This window comes from Microtetraspora malaysiensis (assembly GCF_001528665.1).
Lineage (GTDB): Bacteria > Actinomycetota > Actinomycetes > Streptosporangiales > Streptosporangiaceae > Microtetraspora_A > Microtetraspora_A malaysiensis.
This window is the reverse complement of the sequence record NZ_BBYJ01000008.1, coordinates 1-18671: the sequence shown is the minus strand read 5'-3', so window position 1 is coordinate 18671 and position 18671 is coordinate 1. Positions and strand designations below refer to the sequence as shown.

The following is an 18671-nucleotide window of genomic DNA, read 5'->3' as shown; positions in this document are numbered from 1 at the left end:
CCCCCTCTCAGGCGAGCCGGCTGTCCGTGCCGCGCGGGCCGGACACCCTGGTCTGCACGCTCTGCGACGGCTGCCAGTCGAAGACGTATCCGCCCTCCATCGGGCCGATGACCACCTCGGCGCCGACCTGGGCGCCCGCCTCGATGAGCGCCTCCTCGACGCCGAGACGCTCCAGGCGGTCGGCGAGGTAGCCGACGGCCTCGTCGTTGGTGAAGTCGGTCTGGCGGATCCAGCGCTCGGGCTTCTCGCCGGTGACCTGGAAGGTGTTCTCGTCCACCCGCCGCACGCTGAACCCGGTCTCGCCGAGCTGGCGCGGCCGGATGACCAGGCGCGTGGGCTCCTCGACCGGGGCCTCCGCCCGGGCCCGCGCCACCATCTCCCCCATCGCGTACGCCAGGGGGGTCAGGCCCTCGTGGGAGGCGGCGGAGATCTCGAAGACGCGCAGGCCGCGCTCCTCCAGCATGGGCCGGACTATGTCGGCGAGGTCGCGCCCGTCGGGGACGTCCACCTTGTTGAGCACGACCATCCGCGGCCGGTCCTGGAGCGTCCCGTACGCCTCCAGCTCGGACTCGATCACGTCGAAGTCACTGAGCGGGTCGCGGCCGGGGTCGAGGGTCGCGCAGTCGAGGACGTGCACGATGGTCGAGCACCGCTCGACGTGGCGCAGGAACTCGTGGCCGAGCCCCTTGCCCTCGGAGGCGCCGGGGATCAGGCCGGGCACGTCGGCGACGGTGAAGATGGTCTCCCCTGCCGTCACCACGCCCAGGTTGGGGATCAGCGTGGTGAACGGATAGTCGGCGATCTTGGGCCGGGCCGCGGAAAGCGCCGCGACGAGCGAGGACTTGCCGGCGTTCGGGAAGCCGACCAGCGCCACGTCGGCGACGGTCTTGAGCTCCATCATGATCTCGGCCGCGTCGCCGGGCTCGCCGAGCAGTGCGAACCCGGGGGCCTTGCGTCGGGCGTTGGCCAGCGCGGCGTTGCCGAGCCCGCCGAAACCGCCCTGCGCGGCGACGTAGCGGGTGCCGGAGCCGACGAGGTCGACCAGCACCTCGCCGGTCGCGGCGTCCTTCACCACGGTGCCGTTCGGCACCCGCAGCACGAGCGACTCGCCGGTCGCGCCGTCGCGGTTGGACCCCATGCCCTGCTTGCCGTTGCCCGCCCGGCGGTGCGGCCGGTGGTGGTACTCCAGCAGGGTCGCCGTGTTGGGATCCACCTCCAGGATCACGTCCCCGCCGCGGCCGCCGTTCCCGCCGTCCGGGCCGCCGAGCGGCTTGAACTTCTCCCGGTGGATGGAAGCGCAGCCGTTACCGCCATCACCCGCCTTGATATAGAGGATGACGTTGTCGACGAAATCAGCCATTGCTTCCCCTTATGGGAGGGCCGACGCGTACACGGGCGGCGCCCCTCAGAAATGAGATGAGGCGGACCGAGAACTCGATCCGCCTCATCTACAACCGTTTGCCGAGCGGATTCACTCCGCGATCGGGACGATGCTCACCGCGCGCCGGCCACGCTTGGTGCCGAACAGCACGTGGCCCGCCGCGAGGGCGAACAGCGTGTCATCGCCACCACGGCCGACGTTGTCACCGGGGTGGAAGTGCGTGCCGCGCTGGCGAACGATGATCTCGCCGGCGTTGACGAGCTGCCCACCGAAGCGCTTCACTCCCAGACGCTGAGCGTTGGAGTCGCGGCCGTTCCGGGTGGACGAGGCGCCCTTCTTGTGTGCCATAATTCACTCCCTTTCGGGGGACATCCCCCGGGAAATCCTTACTGTCCGGGGTTGATGCCGGTGACCTTGACCTGGGTGTACCGCTGACGGTGACCCTGGCGCTTCTTGTAGCCGGACTTGTTCTTGTACTTCAGGATCCGAATCTTCGGGCCCTTGGTCTCGCCGAGGATTTCGGCGGTCACCTGGAACCGGCCAAGCGTGGCAGCGTCGGTGGTGACATCGCCGTCGTTGACGACGAGCACCGCCGGCAGCGACACCGAGGAGCCGACCTCACCGGCGACCTTGTCCACCTCGAGGACGTCCCCGACGGAGACCTTCTGCTGCCTGCCGCCGCAACGAACGATCGCGTACACCGCGGAACCCTTCTTCTGGCTAAATGCTTAGATGCTGCGCCCCGCATCCAGGCTGCTGTCGATAACACGACCGGCGAACCGGGGTAGGCGCGCGAAGCCAGGCGCGCCTCCGAGCGCACCGGTTGACTAGGGTACCGGATTACCGGTACCCAGGTCGAACCGGGCGGAACACCGGGAAAGACGGAGTCCTATTCTGCCGTCTTCCTGCGGGAACGACGACGTGGCCCCCGAGCCTGACCGGCCATCGCGTCGTCGTCGGTGTGGAGCGCGTCGGTGACGCTGTCCCTCCCGTTGACGGACGCGGCGACCGCCGTCGTCCCCTCATTGCCCGAGAGCTTCCCTGCGACGGCCTTCTCGATGGCCATCTTGCCCTGCGTGCCCCGCGGCTCCGGCTTCGCCTCGACCGGCTCGGACGAGATGATGAGGCCGCGGCCGTGGCAGCACTCGCAGGGGGTCGAGAACGCCTCCAGCAGGCCCTGTCCGACCCGCTTGCGGGTCATCTGGACCAAACCGAGCGACGTGACTTCGGCCACCTGGTGCTTGGTCCGGTCCCGGGCCAGGCACTCTAGCAGGCGCCGCAACACCAGGTCGCGGTTGCTCTCCAGCACCATGTCGATGAAGTCGATGACGATGATGCCACCGACGTCCCGCAGCCTGAGCTGGCGGACGATCTCCTCGGCCGCCTCCAGGTTGTTGCGGGTGACGGTCTCCTCCAGGTTGCCGCCCTGGCCGGTGAACTTCCCGGTGTTGACGTCGACGACGGTCATCGCCTCGGTCCGGTCGATCACCAACGAGCCGCCGGAGGGGAGCCACACCTTGCGCTCCATCGCCTTGGCGATCTGCTCGTCCACCCGGTAGCTGGCGAAGACGTCTCCCGTCTCCTCCCACTTCTTCAGGCGGTCGGCCAGGTGCGGGGCGACGTACTGGACGTACTCGTCCACGGTCTCCCACACGTCGTCGCCCTCGACGACCAGCGAGGCGAAGTCCTCGTTGAACACGTCCCGGACCACGCGGACGGTCAGGTCGGGCTCGGCGGAGAGCAGCTCCGGCGGGCTGGCCGACTTGGCCTTGCGCTGGATGTTCTCCCACTGCGCCGACAGCCGGGCCACGTCGCGGCTGAGCTCCTCCTCCGAGGCCCCCTCCGCCGCGGTACGCACGATCACGCCCGCGTTCTCGGGCATGACCTTGCGCAGGATCTGCTTGAGCCGCGTCCGCTCCTTGTCGGGAAGCTTGCGCGAGATGCCCGTCATCGAGCCGTCCGGCACGTACACGAGGTAGCGGCCGGGCAGGCTGATCTGCGAGGTCAGCCGGGCACCCTTGTGCCCGATCGGGTCCTTGGTGACCTGCACCAGCACCGACTGCCCGGACTTCAGCGCCGCTTCGATGCGCTTGGGCTGGCCTTCCAGCCCGGCGGTGTCGAAGTTGACCTCACCGGCGTACAGCACGGCGTTGCGGCCCTTGCCGATGTCGACGAACGCCGCCTCCATCGAGGGCAGGACGTTCTGCACCTTGCCGAGGTAGACGTTGCCGACGTAGGACTGGCTCGCCTCCCGGTCGACGTAGTGCTCGACGAGGATGCCGTCCTCCAGGACCGCGATCTGGGTCCGTCCGGACTGGCGGCGCACGACCATGACGCGCTCGACCGACTCGCGCCGGGCCAGGAACTCCGACTCGGTGATGATCGGCGGACGGCGACGGCCCAGCTCACGCCCCTCGCGGCGGCGCTGCTTCTTGGCCTCCAGCCGGGTCGAACCGCGTACGCCCTGGACCTCGTCCACGGACGTGGCCCGGGTCGCGCGGGGCGCCCTGATGCGGACGACGGTGTTCGGCGGGTCGTCGACCGTGATCTCGGCCTCCTCGGCGCCGCGCCGACGACGACGGCGCCGGCGACGCGACCCCGCGGTCGCGTCATCTTCCTCGGCGGCCTCCTGCTGCTCCTCGGCCTCGGGCTCCTCCGCCGTCTCGGCGGCCGTGCCCTCGCCCTCCTCGGCCTCTTCGCCGTCGCGGAGCTTGGCGCCGCGACCGCGGCCTCCACGGCGCCGCCTCCTGCGGCGGCCGCCGGCATCGCCGTCGTCCTCGCCGTGGTCGGCGCTCTCGTCGGTCTCCGCGCCCTCGGCCCGCTCCTCTTCCTCTTCTTCGGCGGGTACGGCCGGCGGGGCGGGGATCACCGGAACGGCGAAGGGATCCGGCGCCTGGAACAGCGGCTGGAACACGGCGGCCGGGGCCTGGAACGTCAGCGACTGGGGCTCGGCGACGCGCTGGGCGTGCAGCCCGAACGGGTCGGCCACCACGTTGCGGCCGGGCGCCTCGGCCGCGGCGTCCTCCGCGGCCTGGTCCTCTTCCCCGGTTTCCTCGGTCTCGGGCTCCTCCGCCGCCTCGACGCCGGCGACGTCCTCGGCGGGGGCCTTGTCCAGCGGCTCCTCGGCCGGCTGCGCCAGCGACATCGCGGTGGCCACCTCGGCCTCGGCCGCGGTCATCGCGCTGGATTGTTCTGTCGCCGCCTTACGCGTACGGCGTCGCCGCGTGGGGGCCTGGGCCTCCTCGGCGCCGGCCGTTCCGGCGTCGGCCTCGGCGGGCGTCTCAGTGGGCGCCTCGGCCGCGGGCTCCGCGCCCGTGTCGGCCACCGGCTCGGCGGCGACCTTTCGGGTGCGGGTGCGCCGCGCGGGCTTGGCCGGCGCGGCCTCCTCCGCCCCCTCCGCAGCGGCGGCGGCGGCCTTGCGGCGGGTCGTCCGCTTGGGCTTCGTCTCCTCGGCGGCCGGCGCGGCCTCCGGCTCCGTCGGAGCCGCCTCCGGCTGTGCCGGCCCGGCCGCCGCGGCGGGTACGGTGATCACCGAAGGTTGCGAGTCCTCCGGCTCGGGCGGCGGGCCGGCGGGCCGGCTCGCCGAACGACGGCGCACGGGAGCGGTGCCACCGGCTCCGCTCCGCGTCCCCCCTGTCGTCATGTCATTCGTCGTCGTATCGCTGCCAAGGCTCACAGCCCCGGCATTGGGCTCGTTGTCGAGCATGCGGGCGCTCTCCCGTCAGCTCCCGGGCACGTCTCCGCGCCGCGCGGGAGCTCTCGTCTCTCGCGGTCCGCCGGGCTCCCTTTCGGTGCCTCGGCGGCAAGTCTTATCGGTCTCCGCCCACCCGATCGAAATCGAACGGGTCGGCGGGCTCACCGGTCGTCGCGTCGAGCGGCCCCTGCGCCAGCCTGGTCACCTCGGGGGGTGACAGCGGCGCGAGGCCCGCCACAAGACGCAGTCCCGTGAGTACGTCGTCGGGTCGAACCGCAGGTGTCGCGTGCCGAACGACCATGCGAAGTATGACACACGGCCGATCAGGCTCCTGGCCTGCCGCTCTCCCCGGCCCGTCCTGAACGGTCAGAGACAGCACCGCCTCGCGGGCGTCGAACCGCCGCAGACCCTTCTTGGTCAGGCGTTCGACCTCCACGCGGTCGGCGGCGACGAACTCCTCAACCGCCTTGGCCGCTACCTCGGGATCCACCCCGGGCAGCCGCAGCTCCCACGTCGAGCCCTCCAGCCGGTCGGCCAGGCCACTGTCGCGTGCCTCGACCACATCGAGCACGTCCAGGCCGGGCGGCAACGAGGCGTCCAGGTCGGCACGCAGGCGGTGCGGGTCGCACGGCCTGGTCACGCCGATCTCGAGGTACTCGGCCTCGCTCGCCGTACCGGTCGGGGCCGCGCCGGCATAAGAGATCTTCGGATGGGGGCTGAACCCCGCGCTGTAGGCCACCGGGATGTCGGCTCGCCGCACCGCCCTTTCGACGGCACGCGAGATGTCACGGTGGCTGGTGAAGCGCAGCCGTCCACGCTTGGCGTAGCGCACGCGAAGGCGCTGCACCGTGGGCGCGGGCGGGGGGCCATCAGGAACGGGTTTCAGTGTTAAGTCGTCCTTCCGGTGTCGGTCCGTCGTCTTTCAGGATAAGCCTCGCTCGGAAGTCCCCTGTCAGATCACGGTGAGGGGCAGCAGCTTCTTGCCGGTCGGGCCGACCTGGATCTCGGTTCCCATAGTGGGGCAGACGCCGCAGTCATAGCAGGGCGTCCAGCGGCAGTCCTCGACCTCGACGTCGCTCTTGGCGTCCTGCCAGTCCTGCCAGAGCCACTCCCGGTCCAGGCCCGCGTCCAGGTGGTCCCACGGGAGCACCTCGTGCTCCTCGCGCTCGCGGATGGTGTACCAGTCGACGTCCACGGGCCCGTCGGCCAGCGCCTTCTCGGCCGCGCGCATCCAGCGCTCATAGGAGAAGTGCTCGGTCCAGCCGTCGAACCGGCCGCCGTCCTCCCAGACCGCCCGGATGACCCGGCCCACGCGGCGATCGCCGCGCGAGAGCAGCCCCTCGACGATGGACGGCTTGCCGTCGTGATAGCGGTAGCCGATGGCCCGGCCGTACTCCTTGTCACCGCGCAACGAGTCGCGCAGCTCACGCAGGCGGCGGTCGACCGTCTCGTGGTCGCACTGGGCGGCCCACTGGAACGGCGTGTGCGGCTTCGGCACGAAGCCGCCGATCGACACGGTGCAGCGCACGTCCTTGGAGCCGGTGGCCCCCCGGCCCGCCTGGATGACCTTCTTGGCCAGGTCGGCGATGCCCAGGACGTCCACGTCCTCCTCGGTGGGAAGGCCGCACATGAAGTACAGCTTCACCTGCCGCCACCCCTGGCTGTAGGCCGTGGTGACGGTGCGGATCAGGTCCTCCTCGGTGACCATCTTGTTGATCACCTTGCGCATCCGCTCGGAGCCGCCCTCCGGAGCGAAGGTCAGCCCGGAGCGCCGGCCGTTACGGGAGAACTCGTTCGCCAGGTCGATGTTGAACGCGTCCACACGAGTGGACGGCAGCGACAGCGAGGTGTTGGTTCCCTCGTACCGGTCGGCCAGGCCCTTGGCCACGTCGCCGATCTCGGAGTGGTCGGCGCTGGACAGCGACAGCAGCCCGACCTCGTTGAAGCCGGACTCGCGGATGCCGTTCTCCACCATGTCGCCGATCGTGGTGATCGAACGCTCACGCACCGGGCGGGTGATCATCCCCGCCTGGCAGAAGCGGCAACCGCGGGTGCAACCGCGGAAGATCTCCACGCTGAACCGCTCGTGGACGGTCTCGGCCAGCGGGACGAGCGGCTTCTTCGGATAGGGCCACTCGTCGAGGTCCATCACGGTGTGTTTGAAGATCCGCGACGGCACGCCGGGACGGTTCGGCACGACGCGCATGATGCGCCCGTCCGGGTGGTACTCGACGTCATAGAACTTCGGGACGTAGACGCCTCCGGTGGAGGCGAGGCGCATGAGCAGCTCGTCGCGGCCGCCCGGGGACCCCTCCTCCTTCCACTCGCGGACGACTTCGGAGATCGCGATCGCGATCTGCTCTCCGTCGCCGAGGACGGCGGCGTCGAGGAAGTCGGCGATGGGCTCGGGGTTGAACGCGGCGTGGCCTCCGGCCAGCACGATCGGATCCTCGTCCGTCCGGTCGACCGCGTCGAGCGGGATGCCCGCCAGGTCGAGCGCGGTCAGCAGGTTGGTGTAGCCGAGCTCCGTGGAGAAGGACACCCCGAAGACGTCGAAAGCGCGAACCGGGCGGTGTGCGTCGACGGTGAACTGGGGCACGCCTTCGGACCGCATGAGCGCCTCAAGGTCGGGCCAGACCGCGTACGTCCGCTCGGCCATCGTGTCCGGCAGCTCGTTGAGGATCTCGTAAAGGATCTGCACGCCCTGGTTGGGCAGGCCGATCTCGTAGGCGTCCGGGTACATGAGAGCCCATCGGACGCTCGCCTCGTCCCAGTCCTTGACCGTCGAGTTGAGCTCACCCCCGACGTACTGGATCGGCTTCTGCACCTTGGGCAGCAGCGGCTCCAGGCGAGGAAACAGTGACTCGACAGACATAAGCCCAAGCGTATCCGCTTCGAAAAGCGCTCCAGGTCCGTTGCCCACAGCCCTGGCCGCGGCTACGCCGCGCGCCTGCCGTAGCCGCGGATCCGGATGGCCTGCAGCATGCCCACGGCCATCATGTTCGCGAACATGGCCGTGCCTCCGTAGGACACGAAGGGGAGGGGGATGCCGGTGATCGGCATGATCCCGATGGTCATCCCGACGTTGACGAAGCTCTGGAAGGCGAACCAGCAGACGATGCCCCCCGCCACCAGCGCCCCGAACCTGTCATCGCACTGACGCGCGATGCGTACGGCGCGCAGCAGCACGACGCCGAGCAGGAGGACCACGGTGACCGAGCCGAGGAAGCCGAGCTCCTCTCCCGCGACGGTGAAGATGAAGTCTGTGTGCTGCTCCGGCACGAACCGGCCGGTGGTCTGCCCTCCGTGGAACAGACCCTTCCCGAAGATCTCGCCCGAGCCGATGGCGACGAGCGCCTGCGTGCTGTTGTAGCCGACCCCTCGCGGATCGCTCGCCGGGTTGATCAAAGCGGTGAATCGCGCCACCTGGTACGGCTTCAGCAACCCCAGGGACCACACCGCGGCCGCCATCGCGCCCCCGAGGAGGAGAAACGCCATGATCCAGCGCTTGCGCACCCCTGCCAGCACCAGGACTCCCCCGGTGATGACCAGGAGGACCATGGTGGTGCCGAGGTCCGGCTCCAGCATCACCAGCGCCGCGGTGATCCCCGTGGCGCCGAGGCAGAGGGCCATACTGGCCAGCCTCGGCCGCCCCGTCTTCTCGGCCGGCTTGACGAGGCACCGCGCCAGGATCAACACGAGCGCCGGCTTGGCCAGCTCGGCCGGCTGTACGGCGAAGCCGCCACCCAGCGTGATCCACGAGTGGTGCCCGTTGATCGTCGCTCCCATCGGCGAGATGACCAGCAGCAACCCGATGAGCGCCGCGATGAATATCCAGGGGGCGGCGGTCTGCAGGCGGCGGTAGTCCGTCATGGCGACCACGAGGAACAACGCCAGGCCGATGAGGATGTTGAGCACGTGCTTCTTGGCCATCCCGGTCGGCTGGACGGACATCCAATTCCGGGTGGACGACCAGACCAGGAGCGTCCCGATGACGGCCAGCGCCGCGATCGCGAGCATCATGAGGCCGTCCATCCGCCGGACCGGCGACCCCTGCCCCACCGCACGGCTCGCGAACGATCGCCTCCGGAGGGCCGCCTGCTGGATCATCGGGCGACCGTCCCGTCCCGCCTGATGACCGGCAGGCGCTCCGCGGGATGCCCGGAGGGCAGCGCAGCCTTCCGGGCCTTGCCCTGGTCGTCCTTGCCCAAGCCGTAGATGCCCTCCCAGATCTTCCTCGCCGCCGGGGCGGCGGTCTCCGCGCCGAAACCGCCCTGAGACACCATGACCACGGTCACGAACTGCGGGTTCTCGGCGGGAGCGAACGAGGCGAACCAGGAGGTGTCCCGCTTGCCCCACACCTCGGCGGTACCGGTCTTGCCGCCGATCCGCACCTCGTTCATCGGGAAGCCGGTGAACGCGCCGGCCGCGGTGCCGTCCGACGTGACCTCACTCAGCGCCTTGCGGATGTAGTCGCGGGTCTCCTTGTTGATCGGCAGCTTGCCGACGACCGGGACCTTGATCTCCTTGTCCAGCGTGCCGTCGGGGCGGAACAGCGCCCAGCCGATCCGCGGGCTGCGGACCTTGCCGTCTCCCACAAGCGCGGCGTACGCCCTGGCGAGCTGGAGCGGGGTGACGAGCACGTCGCCCTGGCCGATGGAGAAGTTGGCCGCTTCGTACGCGTGGAAGATGTCGCCCTCGAGGCAGTTCTCGTTGGCGAGCCGCTTGGCGAACGCCGCCCGTCCCTCATCCTTGATCTCCGGGAAGCCGGTCTTCGCCCGCCTGCAGTTCTCTTCCTTGGTGGCCTTCCACAGGTTCAGCTTCCAGGAGCGGTCGGGGATGAGGCCCGGGGACTCGCCCGGCAGGTCGATGCCCGTCCGCCGGCCGAACCCGTAGGCGCGGGCCATGTTCGCCATCGGCTCCTTGACCTTGCCCTTCGGCTTGTTGCCGCCGTCGCGCTGCCACTGCTCGTACCCGGCCCGGTAGAAGACCGTGTCGCACGACTTCACCAGCGCGGTGTGCAGCGAGATGGAGCCCAGGCTCATACCCCCCGCGTTGCCGAACGCGCGGCCGGCGACGTTGTACGCGCTCGGGCACTCATACGTTCCGTGCAGCGGCGAGCCGTCCGCGACCATCGCCGAAACCGAGGAGATCTTGAAGGTCGATCCCGGAGCGAAGGTGCCGTTGGTCGCCCGCGACACCAGCGGCTTGCCGGACTTCTTCGACAGCAGGTGCTGATAGTCGTGTTCGGAGATGCCCCCGGACCACACCGCGGGGTTGTACGTCGGCATGCTGGCCATCGCGATGACTCGGCCGGTCTTGACGTCGAGCACCACGGCCGCGCCTCCGTCGGACCCCACACTCTTCACGGCCTCGGACAGCGCCTTCTCCACAATGGTCTGGACCCGCGCGTCGATACTGGTGACCAGCGTGTCTCCGGTGACCGGCGAGCGCGGCTGTTCGACGGCGATCTGCTTGCCCATCCGGTCCACCTGGACACGCCGCAGGCCCGCCTGGCCCCGGAGGTCGGGGTCGTACACGGCCTCCAGGCCGTCGCGGCCCACCAGGTCGACGCCGGAGAAACTGGCCTTGAGCCCTTCGCGCTTCTCCAGTTCGCTCTGCGTGACCGGCTGGAGGTACCCGAGAACCTGGGCCGCGTCCTTCCCCGTGGGGTAGTCGCGGACCGCCTGGATCTCCGCCGTGACCCCGGGGAAGTCCTCCTGCCGTTCCACGATCTGCAGCGCCTGCCGCTGCGGAACCCGGGTCGCCACCGGGATCGGCTGGTACGGCGAGCCCGGCCAGCACGGCCGCGACACCCCCGGCCCACAGGCGCGGATCTGCTGCTTGAGCTTCTCCGGCGACATGCCGAGCACCTTGCTCAGCCGGGCCAGCACGGCTTTGCCGCCGTCGGGCAGCCGTTCCAACGTGGTCCGATCCACGGAGACCACCAGGCTGGTGCTGTTGCGCACCAGCGGCCGGCCCGTGGCGTCGAGGATCTGCCCGCGCAACGCCGGCACCACTACCTCACGGGTACGCGTCTCGGTCGCGACCGCCACGAACTCCCTCCCGCGCACCACCTGGACCTGCCAGAGCCGTACGACGAGGATCACGATCAGGGAAACGACCACGATCTGAAGGACGATCAACCGCGTGTGCATCCTGGTCATGCGGTCCCCTCGCTCATATCCGCCTCCAGCTCGGCACAAGTACGGGCTGCCGCCCCCGCTCGCGGTGCAGCCGCCGCACCGCCCACAACACGGCCGGGGCGGCGACCAGGTTGCACAGCGCCACCCATGGCCAAACGGTTCGCATGTAGGTCCAGCCGGCACCGTCGTCCGTGACCAGGCCCCCCACCGCGACCGTGAAGGCCGGGGCGAGCACCGCGCACAGCATGGTGGCGACCAGCGGCACGTGCTCGCCCAGCTTCCCCGCCACGAAGCCGACGACGCACATGACCAGGGTGTACTGGCCGAGCACGTCCCCCGCGGGCGGCAGGATGTCGGCGGCGAGACCGGCGAGGAACCCGATGACGGCTCCGTCGATCGGGCCCCTGATCGCGGCCAGGGCGATCACGACCAGCAGAACCAGGTCGGGGACCACCATGACGGGCAACCGGTTCAGGATCGTCACCTGCACGACCAGGGCGACGAAGACGAGAAACGCGGCGAGCAGGTTACGCGCCATGCCGATCAGTCCCTCTCCTCGGCCTGCCCCGGCGTGTCAGCTCGGCGCGGAGCCGGGCCGCCGAGGTCACGCTGGGCGGCCTGGTCCGGCTCCTGGACGGCGCCGGACGCGTCCCTGGCGTCCCGCTGCCGCTTCTCGCGGTCCTTGGACTTGTCCTTGTGATTCTTGGCCTGGTCCTTCTTGTCCTTCTTGCCTGGCTGGCTCTTGGCCGGCTGATCAGGCAGGACCGAGTCGCGCGGGTCGCGATCGGGCGCCCGAACCACCACGCCCACGACGTCGAGCGCGGTGAAATTCGCGTACGGCCGCGCGTAGGCGGTCCGGGTGAGTTCACCCGGCGTCACCACGACCCGCTCGATCTCTCCGATCGGCACACCCGGCACGTACGGCGTGCCGTTCTGGGAGCCGAAGGAGACGATCCGCCGGCCCTTCTTCAACGGCGTGGTGGAGTCGAGCAACCGCAGCCGGATCAGGTCGCCGTACTTGCCGCTGCCGCCGAGGCCGTTGACGACGCCGAGCTCGTTGCCGCCTTCCAGGCGGGCTCCCGCCGCGGAGCCGGGGTCGGTGAGGAGGATGACGGTCGAGGTGCTCGGCCCCGTCCGGACCACCCGCCCCACCAGACCGTCGCCGTTCAGGACGGTCATGTCCCGGCGCACACCGTCCCGAGAGCCGACGTCGATCTCCACGTTGTCCTCCAGGCCGGCGGTGTGACGGCGCGCGATCACCTGCGCCGGGACGACCCGGTAGCGGCCGAGGCCGGACAGGCCGAGCATCCGGTCGAGCTCCTTGGACCTGTCCTTGTCCAACTCGGTGGCGGCCAGCCTGCTCCTCAGCCGGGCGTTCTCCTTTCTCAGCCCGTCTATACGCTCCTGGGCGCCGGGGGCGCCGGTCAGCATCGAGAAGAACCTCGAGACCGGCGCCGTCACCTTCGTGCTGGCCTGCTCCGCCGTGCCGAACACCGAGGACGCGATCTGCCCCAGTGGCCCCGCGACCGACGATTCGCCGCCGCGATGCCCGACGGTGATCAACACCAGAGCCGCAGCGAGGAGGATTCCGAGGATCAGGCGGGTGCGGCGGGAGTTTCTCATCACGCCCCCTTAGTGGCGGGGCTCCGGCACCAACACCTGCTGGAGGGCTTCGAAGTCCTCCACGCATCTGCCGGATCCGAGCGCCACTGAGTCGAGGGCGTTGTCCACGAGGTGCACCGGCATGCCGGTCTCGTCCCGCAGCCGCTCCTCCATACCCTTGAGCAGGGCACCGCCACCGGTGAGCGCGATCCCGCGGTCCATGAGATCGCCCGACAGCTCCGGCGGGCACTGGTCGAGGGTGGTCTTCACCGCGTCGACGATCGCGTTGACCTGCTCGGCGGTCGCCCGGCGGATCTCCTGAGCTGAGATCACGACGGTCTTGGGGAGCCCTGAGACGAGATCCCGGCCGCGGATCTCCGCGTGGACGTCCTCGTGGTCGTCGTACGCCGAGCCGATGGCGATCTTCACTTCCTCGGCGGTCCGATCGCCGAGCATCAGGGAATACTCCTTCTTGGCGAAGCTCACGACCGCCTGGTCGAGCTCGTCGCCGCCGACCCTGATCGACTGGCAGGTGACGATGCCGCCCATCGAGATGATCGCGACCTCGGTGGTGCCGCCGCCGATGTCCACCACCATGTTGCCGGTCGGCTCGTGAACCGGAAGCCCGGCCCCGATCGCCGCCGCCATGGGCTCCTCGACGATGTAGACCCGGCGGGCTCCCGCCTGGTACCCCGCTTCCTTGACGGCCCGCTGCTCGACGCCGGTGATACCGCTGGGTACCGCGACGATGATCCGCGGCTTCGCGAATCGCTGGCGCCTGTGGACGCGCTGGATGAAGTACCTCAGCATGCGTTCGGTGATGTCGAAGTCGGCGATCACCCCGTCACGCAGGGGGCGTACGGCGATGATGTTTCCGGGTGTTCGCCCGATCATCCGTTTCGCCTCGATGCCCACCGCGACGATCTTTCCGGTGGAGTTGTTGAGTGCTACGACGGACGGCTCGTTCAGAACGATGCCGCGCCCTCGGACGTAGATGAGAGTGTTCGCCGTGCCGAGGTCAACCGCCATGTCACGGCCCAAGAATGCCAGCTTGCTCCCCATGCTGAAGAAGGCCTTTCAGGTGGTTTGCGGGATAACGCATCGCACTCGAATCGTAACTTGTTGTACCCAACGTCCGGCATATCGAGACCGTCAGCTACCTGGAAAATCTTCTGTCCCAGGGCCACCAAAAGCTTCACTACCAGGGAAAACACGAGAGGCCCCGGTTTGAGCCGGGGCCTCTCCTGTGGTCTGAGCGCTCAGAAGCGGTCAGGGAAGAAGATCTTGATCTCGCGGGCGGCGGACTCGGGCGAGTCGGACCCGTGGACGATGTTCTCGCCAATCTCCAGGGCGTGGTCGCCGCGGATCGTTCCGGGGGCCGACTTCACCGGGTCGGTCAGACCGGCCAGCCCGCGGAACGCCTCGACGGCCCGCGGACCTTCCGCCACGAGCGCGACAAGCGGCGCGGACGTGATGAACTCCACAAGCTCCCCGAAGAACGGGCGCTCGGCGTGCTCGGCGTAGTGCGTCTTGGCGGTCTCGGCGTCAAGCGTGCGCAGGTCCATCGCCACGATCTTGAGGCCCTTGCGCTCGATGCGGCCGACGACGTCGCCGATAAGGCCACGACGGACACCGTCCGGCTTGATCAGGACCAGCGTGCGCTCCGACACGAGAATCTCCTCTGTTGTGATCTTCAGCCGTTCTCGATGACGGCCGGGAAAGGGGGCTCTCCGTAGCAGAGCGTGCTCATGGCCGCGCTCGCTCGGGTGCTCCGTGCATCCCGCAGCTTACCGGTCTGAGAAGGTTTCCCCGTTATCCCCGGTCTTCTCCTCCGGAGAAGGGGTGGGCGACGGGACCAGCACGACCGACTCCCGGCGCGAGGGAGCGGGCTCCCGCCGCCCCAGCCAGGACGCGATCACGATGATGCCCACGACCGCGAACCCGCCCACCAGGGCCCACGTCCACAGCGCGTCGACGAACGCCTGCGCGATCAGCTCCGGCTTTGTCGGATCACCGGACCGCGCCACGTCCTGCAGACGGGCGAGCTGGACACCCGTCCCGAGTAGGAAACCCGCGAGCACAGCAGGGAAGCACAGGGACAGGCCGAGCAGCGCCGTACCGAGCCGCACCGGCCGCAGCGCGGCGACCAGCGCAACGGCGGAGCCCCCGGCGAGCAGCGCGAACGGCACCACGAGCAGCAGGCCGTCCGGCGTCGGCGCGATCAGCCTGATCGCGCACAGACCGGCCACCACCGCGACCAGACCGGCCCCGACGAACCTCCCGGCCCGCTCCTCCTTCAGGGCACCCACAAGACATGCGGTGGCCAGCGCGACGACGGCGGCCAGCATGAAGGGCAGCCACAGCCCGGAGAGCCCCGGCCCTCCACGGACCCCGCCCATCTCCACGTACGTCGTCTGCGCCGCGGTCGGCAGGACCACCAGGCCGACGGCGACACTGGTGAAGGCGAGCGTCCTTCCGCCGGGCCCCTCGAACGCGGCGACCGCGCCCAGCCCCAGCATCGCCACCACCGCGACCGCCGCCGCGGCGATGACGAGGACCGGCGGCCAGTCGAACGTCGTCCCGACGGCCAGTACGGCGATGCCCGCCGCGGGGACGGCGGCCAGTCCCAGCCGGCTCCGCTCCGACGCCGACGGCCCCTCGGTGGCGCTCTCCGCCCGGTCGGCGCCGTCTCTGGCCACGATCCAGAGCACCAGGTACACCGCGGCGAGCGCCAGAGCGACACCGGTGAGCAACGGATAGGGCTGGAGGGTGACCTGCCAGGCGGTCGCCTTGGCCAACGGCCACAACGCAAGCGCCTGCGCCCCTGCCAGGCTCGCGGCGAGCGTCCCCGCCCACAGAGGCAGCAGGAACCTGCGCCGCGGGCGCTCCCACACGGCCACGAGGGTCGCGGGCAACAGCAGTCCCGCGCCGATGCCGTGCAGGACGCGCAGCACGCCGACCGTGACGGCAGACCCCGCGTAACCGCCCGCGGCGTCCGCCGCGGCGAGCAATGTGAGCCCCACGACCAGGATGGGCGCGGAACGGAACCGCCTTACCGCGACCGACGCGAGCGGCACGGTCAACAACATGACCGGCAGCGCCAAGCCGTGCGCCCGCGTCATGGCGATCTGCGAGGCGCCCGGCGGCAGCAGCGCGGCCACTACGGAGATGGTGTTCGGGATGGCGACGATCGCCAGCGGCAGCGCGACCGCGACGAGGAGCCCGACCACGACGTCGAGCATCAGGGGAACGCGTACAGCACGAACCGGCACCGCGGCCCGGGCCTGTGGAATCGGGGGGACGGCCATGGTGGCCGACTTTAGCGCTTCGTCGCGCCTTCGACACGGCGAGCGACGAATATCGCGGTTATCCACAGGGCCGCGAAGATCGCGCCCAGGACGAACATCGTCGTGACCAGGAACCCGGTGGCGATCGCCAGAAGCTGCACGACACTGCCCGCGATGTAGCCGGCGGGCCGCTTCAACATGCCCGCGGCCATCACGCACAACACCGCCAGGCCGATGCCCACGCTCACGGCCACCGCGGTGTCGACGTGCGCCACCGCGATCGCGACCGGGATGAACAGCGCGACGACGATCGCCTCCATCCCGAGCACGCTTGCACCCAGCCGGCGCATCCCCGGGGTCACCTCGAACCTGCCCTCGCCGCTTCCGCCGCTCATCGCTCCGCCTTGGGTCATCGCCTCGCTCTGGGTCATCGATCCGCCTTGAGGAGAACGCGGGCGTCGCCGGCCGTCACGACGGACCCGGTGATCAGCACACCCGAGCCGAACTCGTCGCCCTGGTCGGCCAGTCCGACCGCCATATCGATGGCGTCGTCCAGCCGCGCCACCTCATGGACCCGATCCGCCCCGAAGACGCTCTCCGCCCTCGCCGCGAGATCCTCCGACGACATCGACCGGGGTGAGGTGTTCCTCGTCACCACGACCTCCTCGACGATGGGCTCAAGGAGCTCCAGGAGCGTGTCGACATCCTTGTCCGCCATCACCGCCACCACGGCGATGAGCCGGGTGAAGCCGAACGACTCCGAGATCGCATCGACGGACGCCTCCATGCCCCCCGGGTTGTGCGCGGCGTCGAGGACCACCGTCGGCCCGCGCCGCACCACCTCCAGCCGGCCCGGGCTGGTCACCTGGGCGAACGCCTGCCGTACGAGCTCGTCGCCGAGAGGATCGTCACCCGCGGTCAGCGCCTCCACCGCGGCCAGCGCGCTCGCCGCGTTGCTCGCCTGGTGTGCGCCGTACAGGGGGAGGAAGACCTCCTCGTACACGCCCTTCAGGCCCTTCAACTGCAGAAGCTGGCCGCCCATGGCGATCTCACGATGCAGGACGCCGAACTCCAGCCCCTCCCGTGCGACCGTCGCGCCCATCTCCACAGCGCGGCGCATCAGCACCTCCGCCGCCGGGAGCGGCTGCTGTGAGAGTACGGTCATCGCCTTGGCCTTGATGATCCCGGCCTTCTCACCGGCGATCGTCGGAATGTCCGGACCGAGATAGTCGGTGTGGTCGAGCGAGATCGGCGTGATCACCGACACCGTGCCGTCGGCCACATTGGTCGCGTCCCAGGTGCCGCCCATGCCGGTCTCGATCACCGCGACGTCGACCGGCGTGTCCGCGAAGGCAGCGAACCCCATGGCCGTGAGGACCTCGAAGAAGCTGAGCTTCCCGACCTTCGCGTCGATGATCTCAAGGTACGGCGCGATGTCCTCGTAAACCTCCGTGAACCTCTCCTCCGAGAGGGGCACGCCGTCGACACTGATGCGCTCACGCATGGAGGTCAGGTGAGGGCTGGTGAACCGGCCGACCCGAAGGTTGCGCTCCCGCAGCAGCGCCTCAATCATCCGCGCGGTGCTCGTCTTGCCGTTGGTCCCGGCGACATGCACGATCGGGTACGCCTTGTGAGGGTCACCGAGCAGCTCCACCAAAGCGGTGATCCGGTCGAGCGTCGGCTCGAATTCCCACTCGACTCCCCTACGCATGATGGCCTCTTCGACCTCTCGATACTCCACGCATCAACCTTACTGTCAGCCTTCCCGGCCCCGGATCGCCACCGTCCCGCCACCCCAGCCGAATGCGTCTGTTTGCTTCCGGCCTTGGCAACGCCTGCGGTGGCTGAAGATCGCGGAGTCCGCAGGGGCTGAGACCTCCCAGGCGCTGCGCTGGCTCACTTTCATAGGCGGGATGCTGGGATTCGAAGGCGGTGCACCGGGCTCAGGCCCGTAGACGCCCCGCAGGGCTGAACCCTGTAGACGCTGCTGCCGCCTGGGGCCATAGGAACTGCCGTGGCTGAGCGCTGAGCCTCTTCGGCGCTACGCAGGGCGAAAGCCTGTAAACGCTGCTGCCACGCCTGGGGCCGTAGGCGCTGCGCAGAGCTGAGCCTTCTCGGCGTTGCGCAGGGCTGAGCCTTCTCGGCGTTGCGCAGGGCTGGGGTCCGTAGGCGCTGCGGCGGGGGCTGCTCCGGCCGACCGTGATAGTTACGCCCCAGGGATGCCGCTCCCGCGGCCATCGCGGGCACGGTGGTACATGGCACGGTCCTACGCCGGCCTCCGCAACCCCCGCCTCCGCGCCAACCTCTCCCGCCATATCCCGTGCCAAAACCCGCCACAACCGACCGAGCAGCCATCCCCGCGTCCCGCCCCACAACAACACGACCAACAGCAGAGGCACCGCGCCCCCATCTACGCCACTACCGCCTACGCCACTGCCCCGCCACCAGCCGCGGCACCCCTCACCCCCACCTGCACCCGCACCCGCACCCGCACCCGCGCACCAGGCTCTCCGGACCGGCGCCGGCAACCACACCCTCAACACCCCCCGCCACCACAGCAG

General features: G+C 69.7%; 15 protein-coding genes. All 15 read right to left on the bottom strand.

All coding sequences use genetic code 11. The features are described from left to right. Positions 1-7 precede the first annotated feature (7 nt). Positions 8-1360 carry a GTPase ObgE gene (gene obgE, locus AWQ71_RS10345; protein ID WP_067130523.1) on the bottom strand — a complete coding sequence of 451 codons (1353 nt, stop codon included), beginning with the start codon at positions 1358-1360 and terminating at the stop codon, positions 8-10. A gap of 111 nt (positions 1361-1471) precedes the next feature. Further along, positions 1472-1729: a 50S ribosomal protein L27 gene (gene rpmA, locus AWQ71_RS10340; RefSeq protein WP_067130520.1), complete on the bottom strand. Its 258-nt coding sequence runs from the start codon at positions 1727-1729 to the stop codon at positions 1472-1474. 38 nt (positions 1730-1767) lie between these two features. Beyond that, complete coding sequence (gene rplU / locus AWQ71_RS10335; RefSeq protein WP_061257313.1) at positions 1768-2082, bottom strand: 50S ribosomal protein L21; 315 nt, start codon at positions 2080-2082, stop codon at positions 1768-1770. Positions 2083-2270: 188 nt separating this feature from the next. Next, on the bottom strand, positions 2271-5024 hold the full coding sequence (locus AWQ71_RS10330; protein WP_245658208.1) for an Rne/Rng family ribonuclease: 2754 nt from the start codon (positions 5022-5024) through the stop codon (positions 2271-2273). 166 nt (positions 5025-5190) lie between these two features. After that, the gene (locus tag AWQ71_RS10325; RefSeq protein WP_387412793.1) at positions 5191-5907 is read right to left on the bottom strand and encodes a TIGR03936 family radical SAM-associated protein; all 717 of its coding nucleotides are present in this window, start codon (positions 5905-5907) and stop codon (positions 5191-5193) included. Positions 5908-6027: 120 nt separating this feature from the next. Continuing rightward, entirely contained in the window at positions 6028-7950 is a 1923-nt protein-coding gene (locus tag AWQ71_RS10320; protein WP_067130511.1) for a TIGR03960 family B12-binding radical SAM protein, read from the bottom strand. Between the two features lie 62 nt (positions 7951-8012). Next, the gene (rodA, locus tag AWQ71_RS10315) at positions 8013-9185 is read right to left on the bottom strand and encodes a rod shape-determining protein RodA (protein WP_067130508.1); all 1173 of its coding nucleotides are present in this window, start codon (positions 9183-9185) and stop codon (positions 8013-8015) included. Continuing rightward, positions 9182-11242, bottom strand: a complete 2061-nt coding sequence (mrdA, locus tag AWQ71_RS10310) for a penicillin-binding protein 2 (RefSeq protein ID WP_067130505.1) — start codon at positions 11240-11242, stop codon at positions 9182-9184. Before mrdA ends, rodA begins: the two co-directional genes overlap by 4 nt. 13 nt (positions 11243-11255) lie before the next feature. After that, complete coding sequence (mreD, locus tag AWQ71_RS10305; RefSeq protein WP_084258757.1) at positions 11256-11759, bottom strand: rod shape-determining protein MreD; 504 nt, start codon at positions 11757-11759, stop codon at positions 11256-11258. A gap of 5 nt (positions 11760-11764) precedes the next feature. Beyond that, the gene (gene mreC, locus AWQ71_RS10300) at positions 11765-12844 is read right to left on the bottom strand and encodes a rod shape-determining protein MreC (protein ID WP_067130499.1); all 1080 of its coding nucleotides are present in this window, start codon (positions 12842-12844) and stop codon (positions 11765-11767) included. Between the two features lie 9 nt (positions 12845-12853). After that, positions 12854-13885 (bottom strand): rod shape-determining protein, encoded by a 1032-nt coding sequence (locus AWQ71_RS10295; RefSeq protein ID WP_067130496.1) that lies wholly within the window; start codon positions 13883-13885, stop codon positions 12854-12856. Positions 13886-14082: 197 nt separating this feature from the next. Next, entirely contained in the window at positions 14083-14493 is a 411-nt protein-coding gene (gene ndk, locus AWQ71_RS10290; protein WP_067130493.1) for a nucleoside-diphosphate kinase, read from the bottom strand. 117 nt (positions 14494-14610) lie between these two features. Continuing rightward, the gene (locus tag AWQ71_RS10285) at positions 14611-16131 is read right to left on the bottom strand and encodes a hypothetical protein (RefSeq protein ID WP_157570276.1); all 1521 of its coding nucleotides are present in this window, start codon (positions 16129-16131) and stop codon (positions 14611-14613) included. Positions 16132-16142: 11 nt separating this feature from the next. Beyond that, positions 16143-16541, bottom strand: coding sequence for a DUF4233 domain-containing protein (locus tag AWQ71_RS10280; RefSeq protein WP_245658207.1), 399 nt, complete (start codon positions 16539-16541; stop codon positions 16143-16145). Next, positions 16538-17821 carry a bifunctional folylpolyglutamate synthase/dihydrofolate synthase gene (locus tag AWQ71_RS10275; RefSeq protein ID WP_067131495.1) on the bottom strand — a complete coding sequence of 428 codons (1284 nt, stop codon included), beginning with the start codon at positions 17819-17821 and terminating at the stop codon, positions 16538-16540. Before AWQ71_RS10275 ends, AWQ71_RS10280 begins: the two co-directional genes overlap by 4 nt. Positions 17822-18671 lie beyond the last annotated feature (850 nt).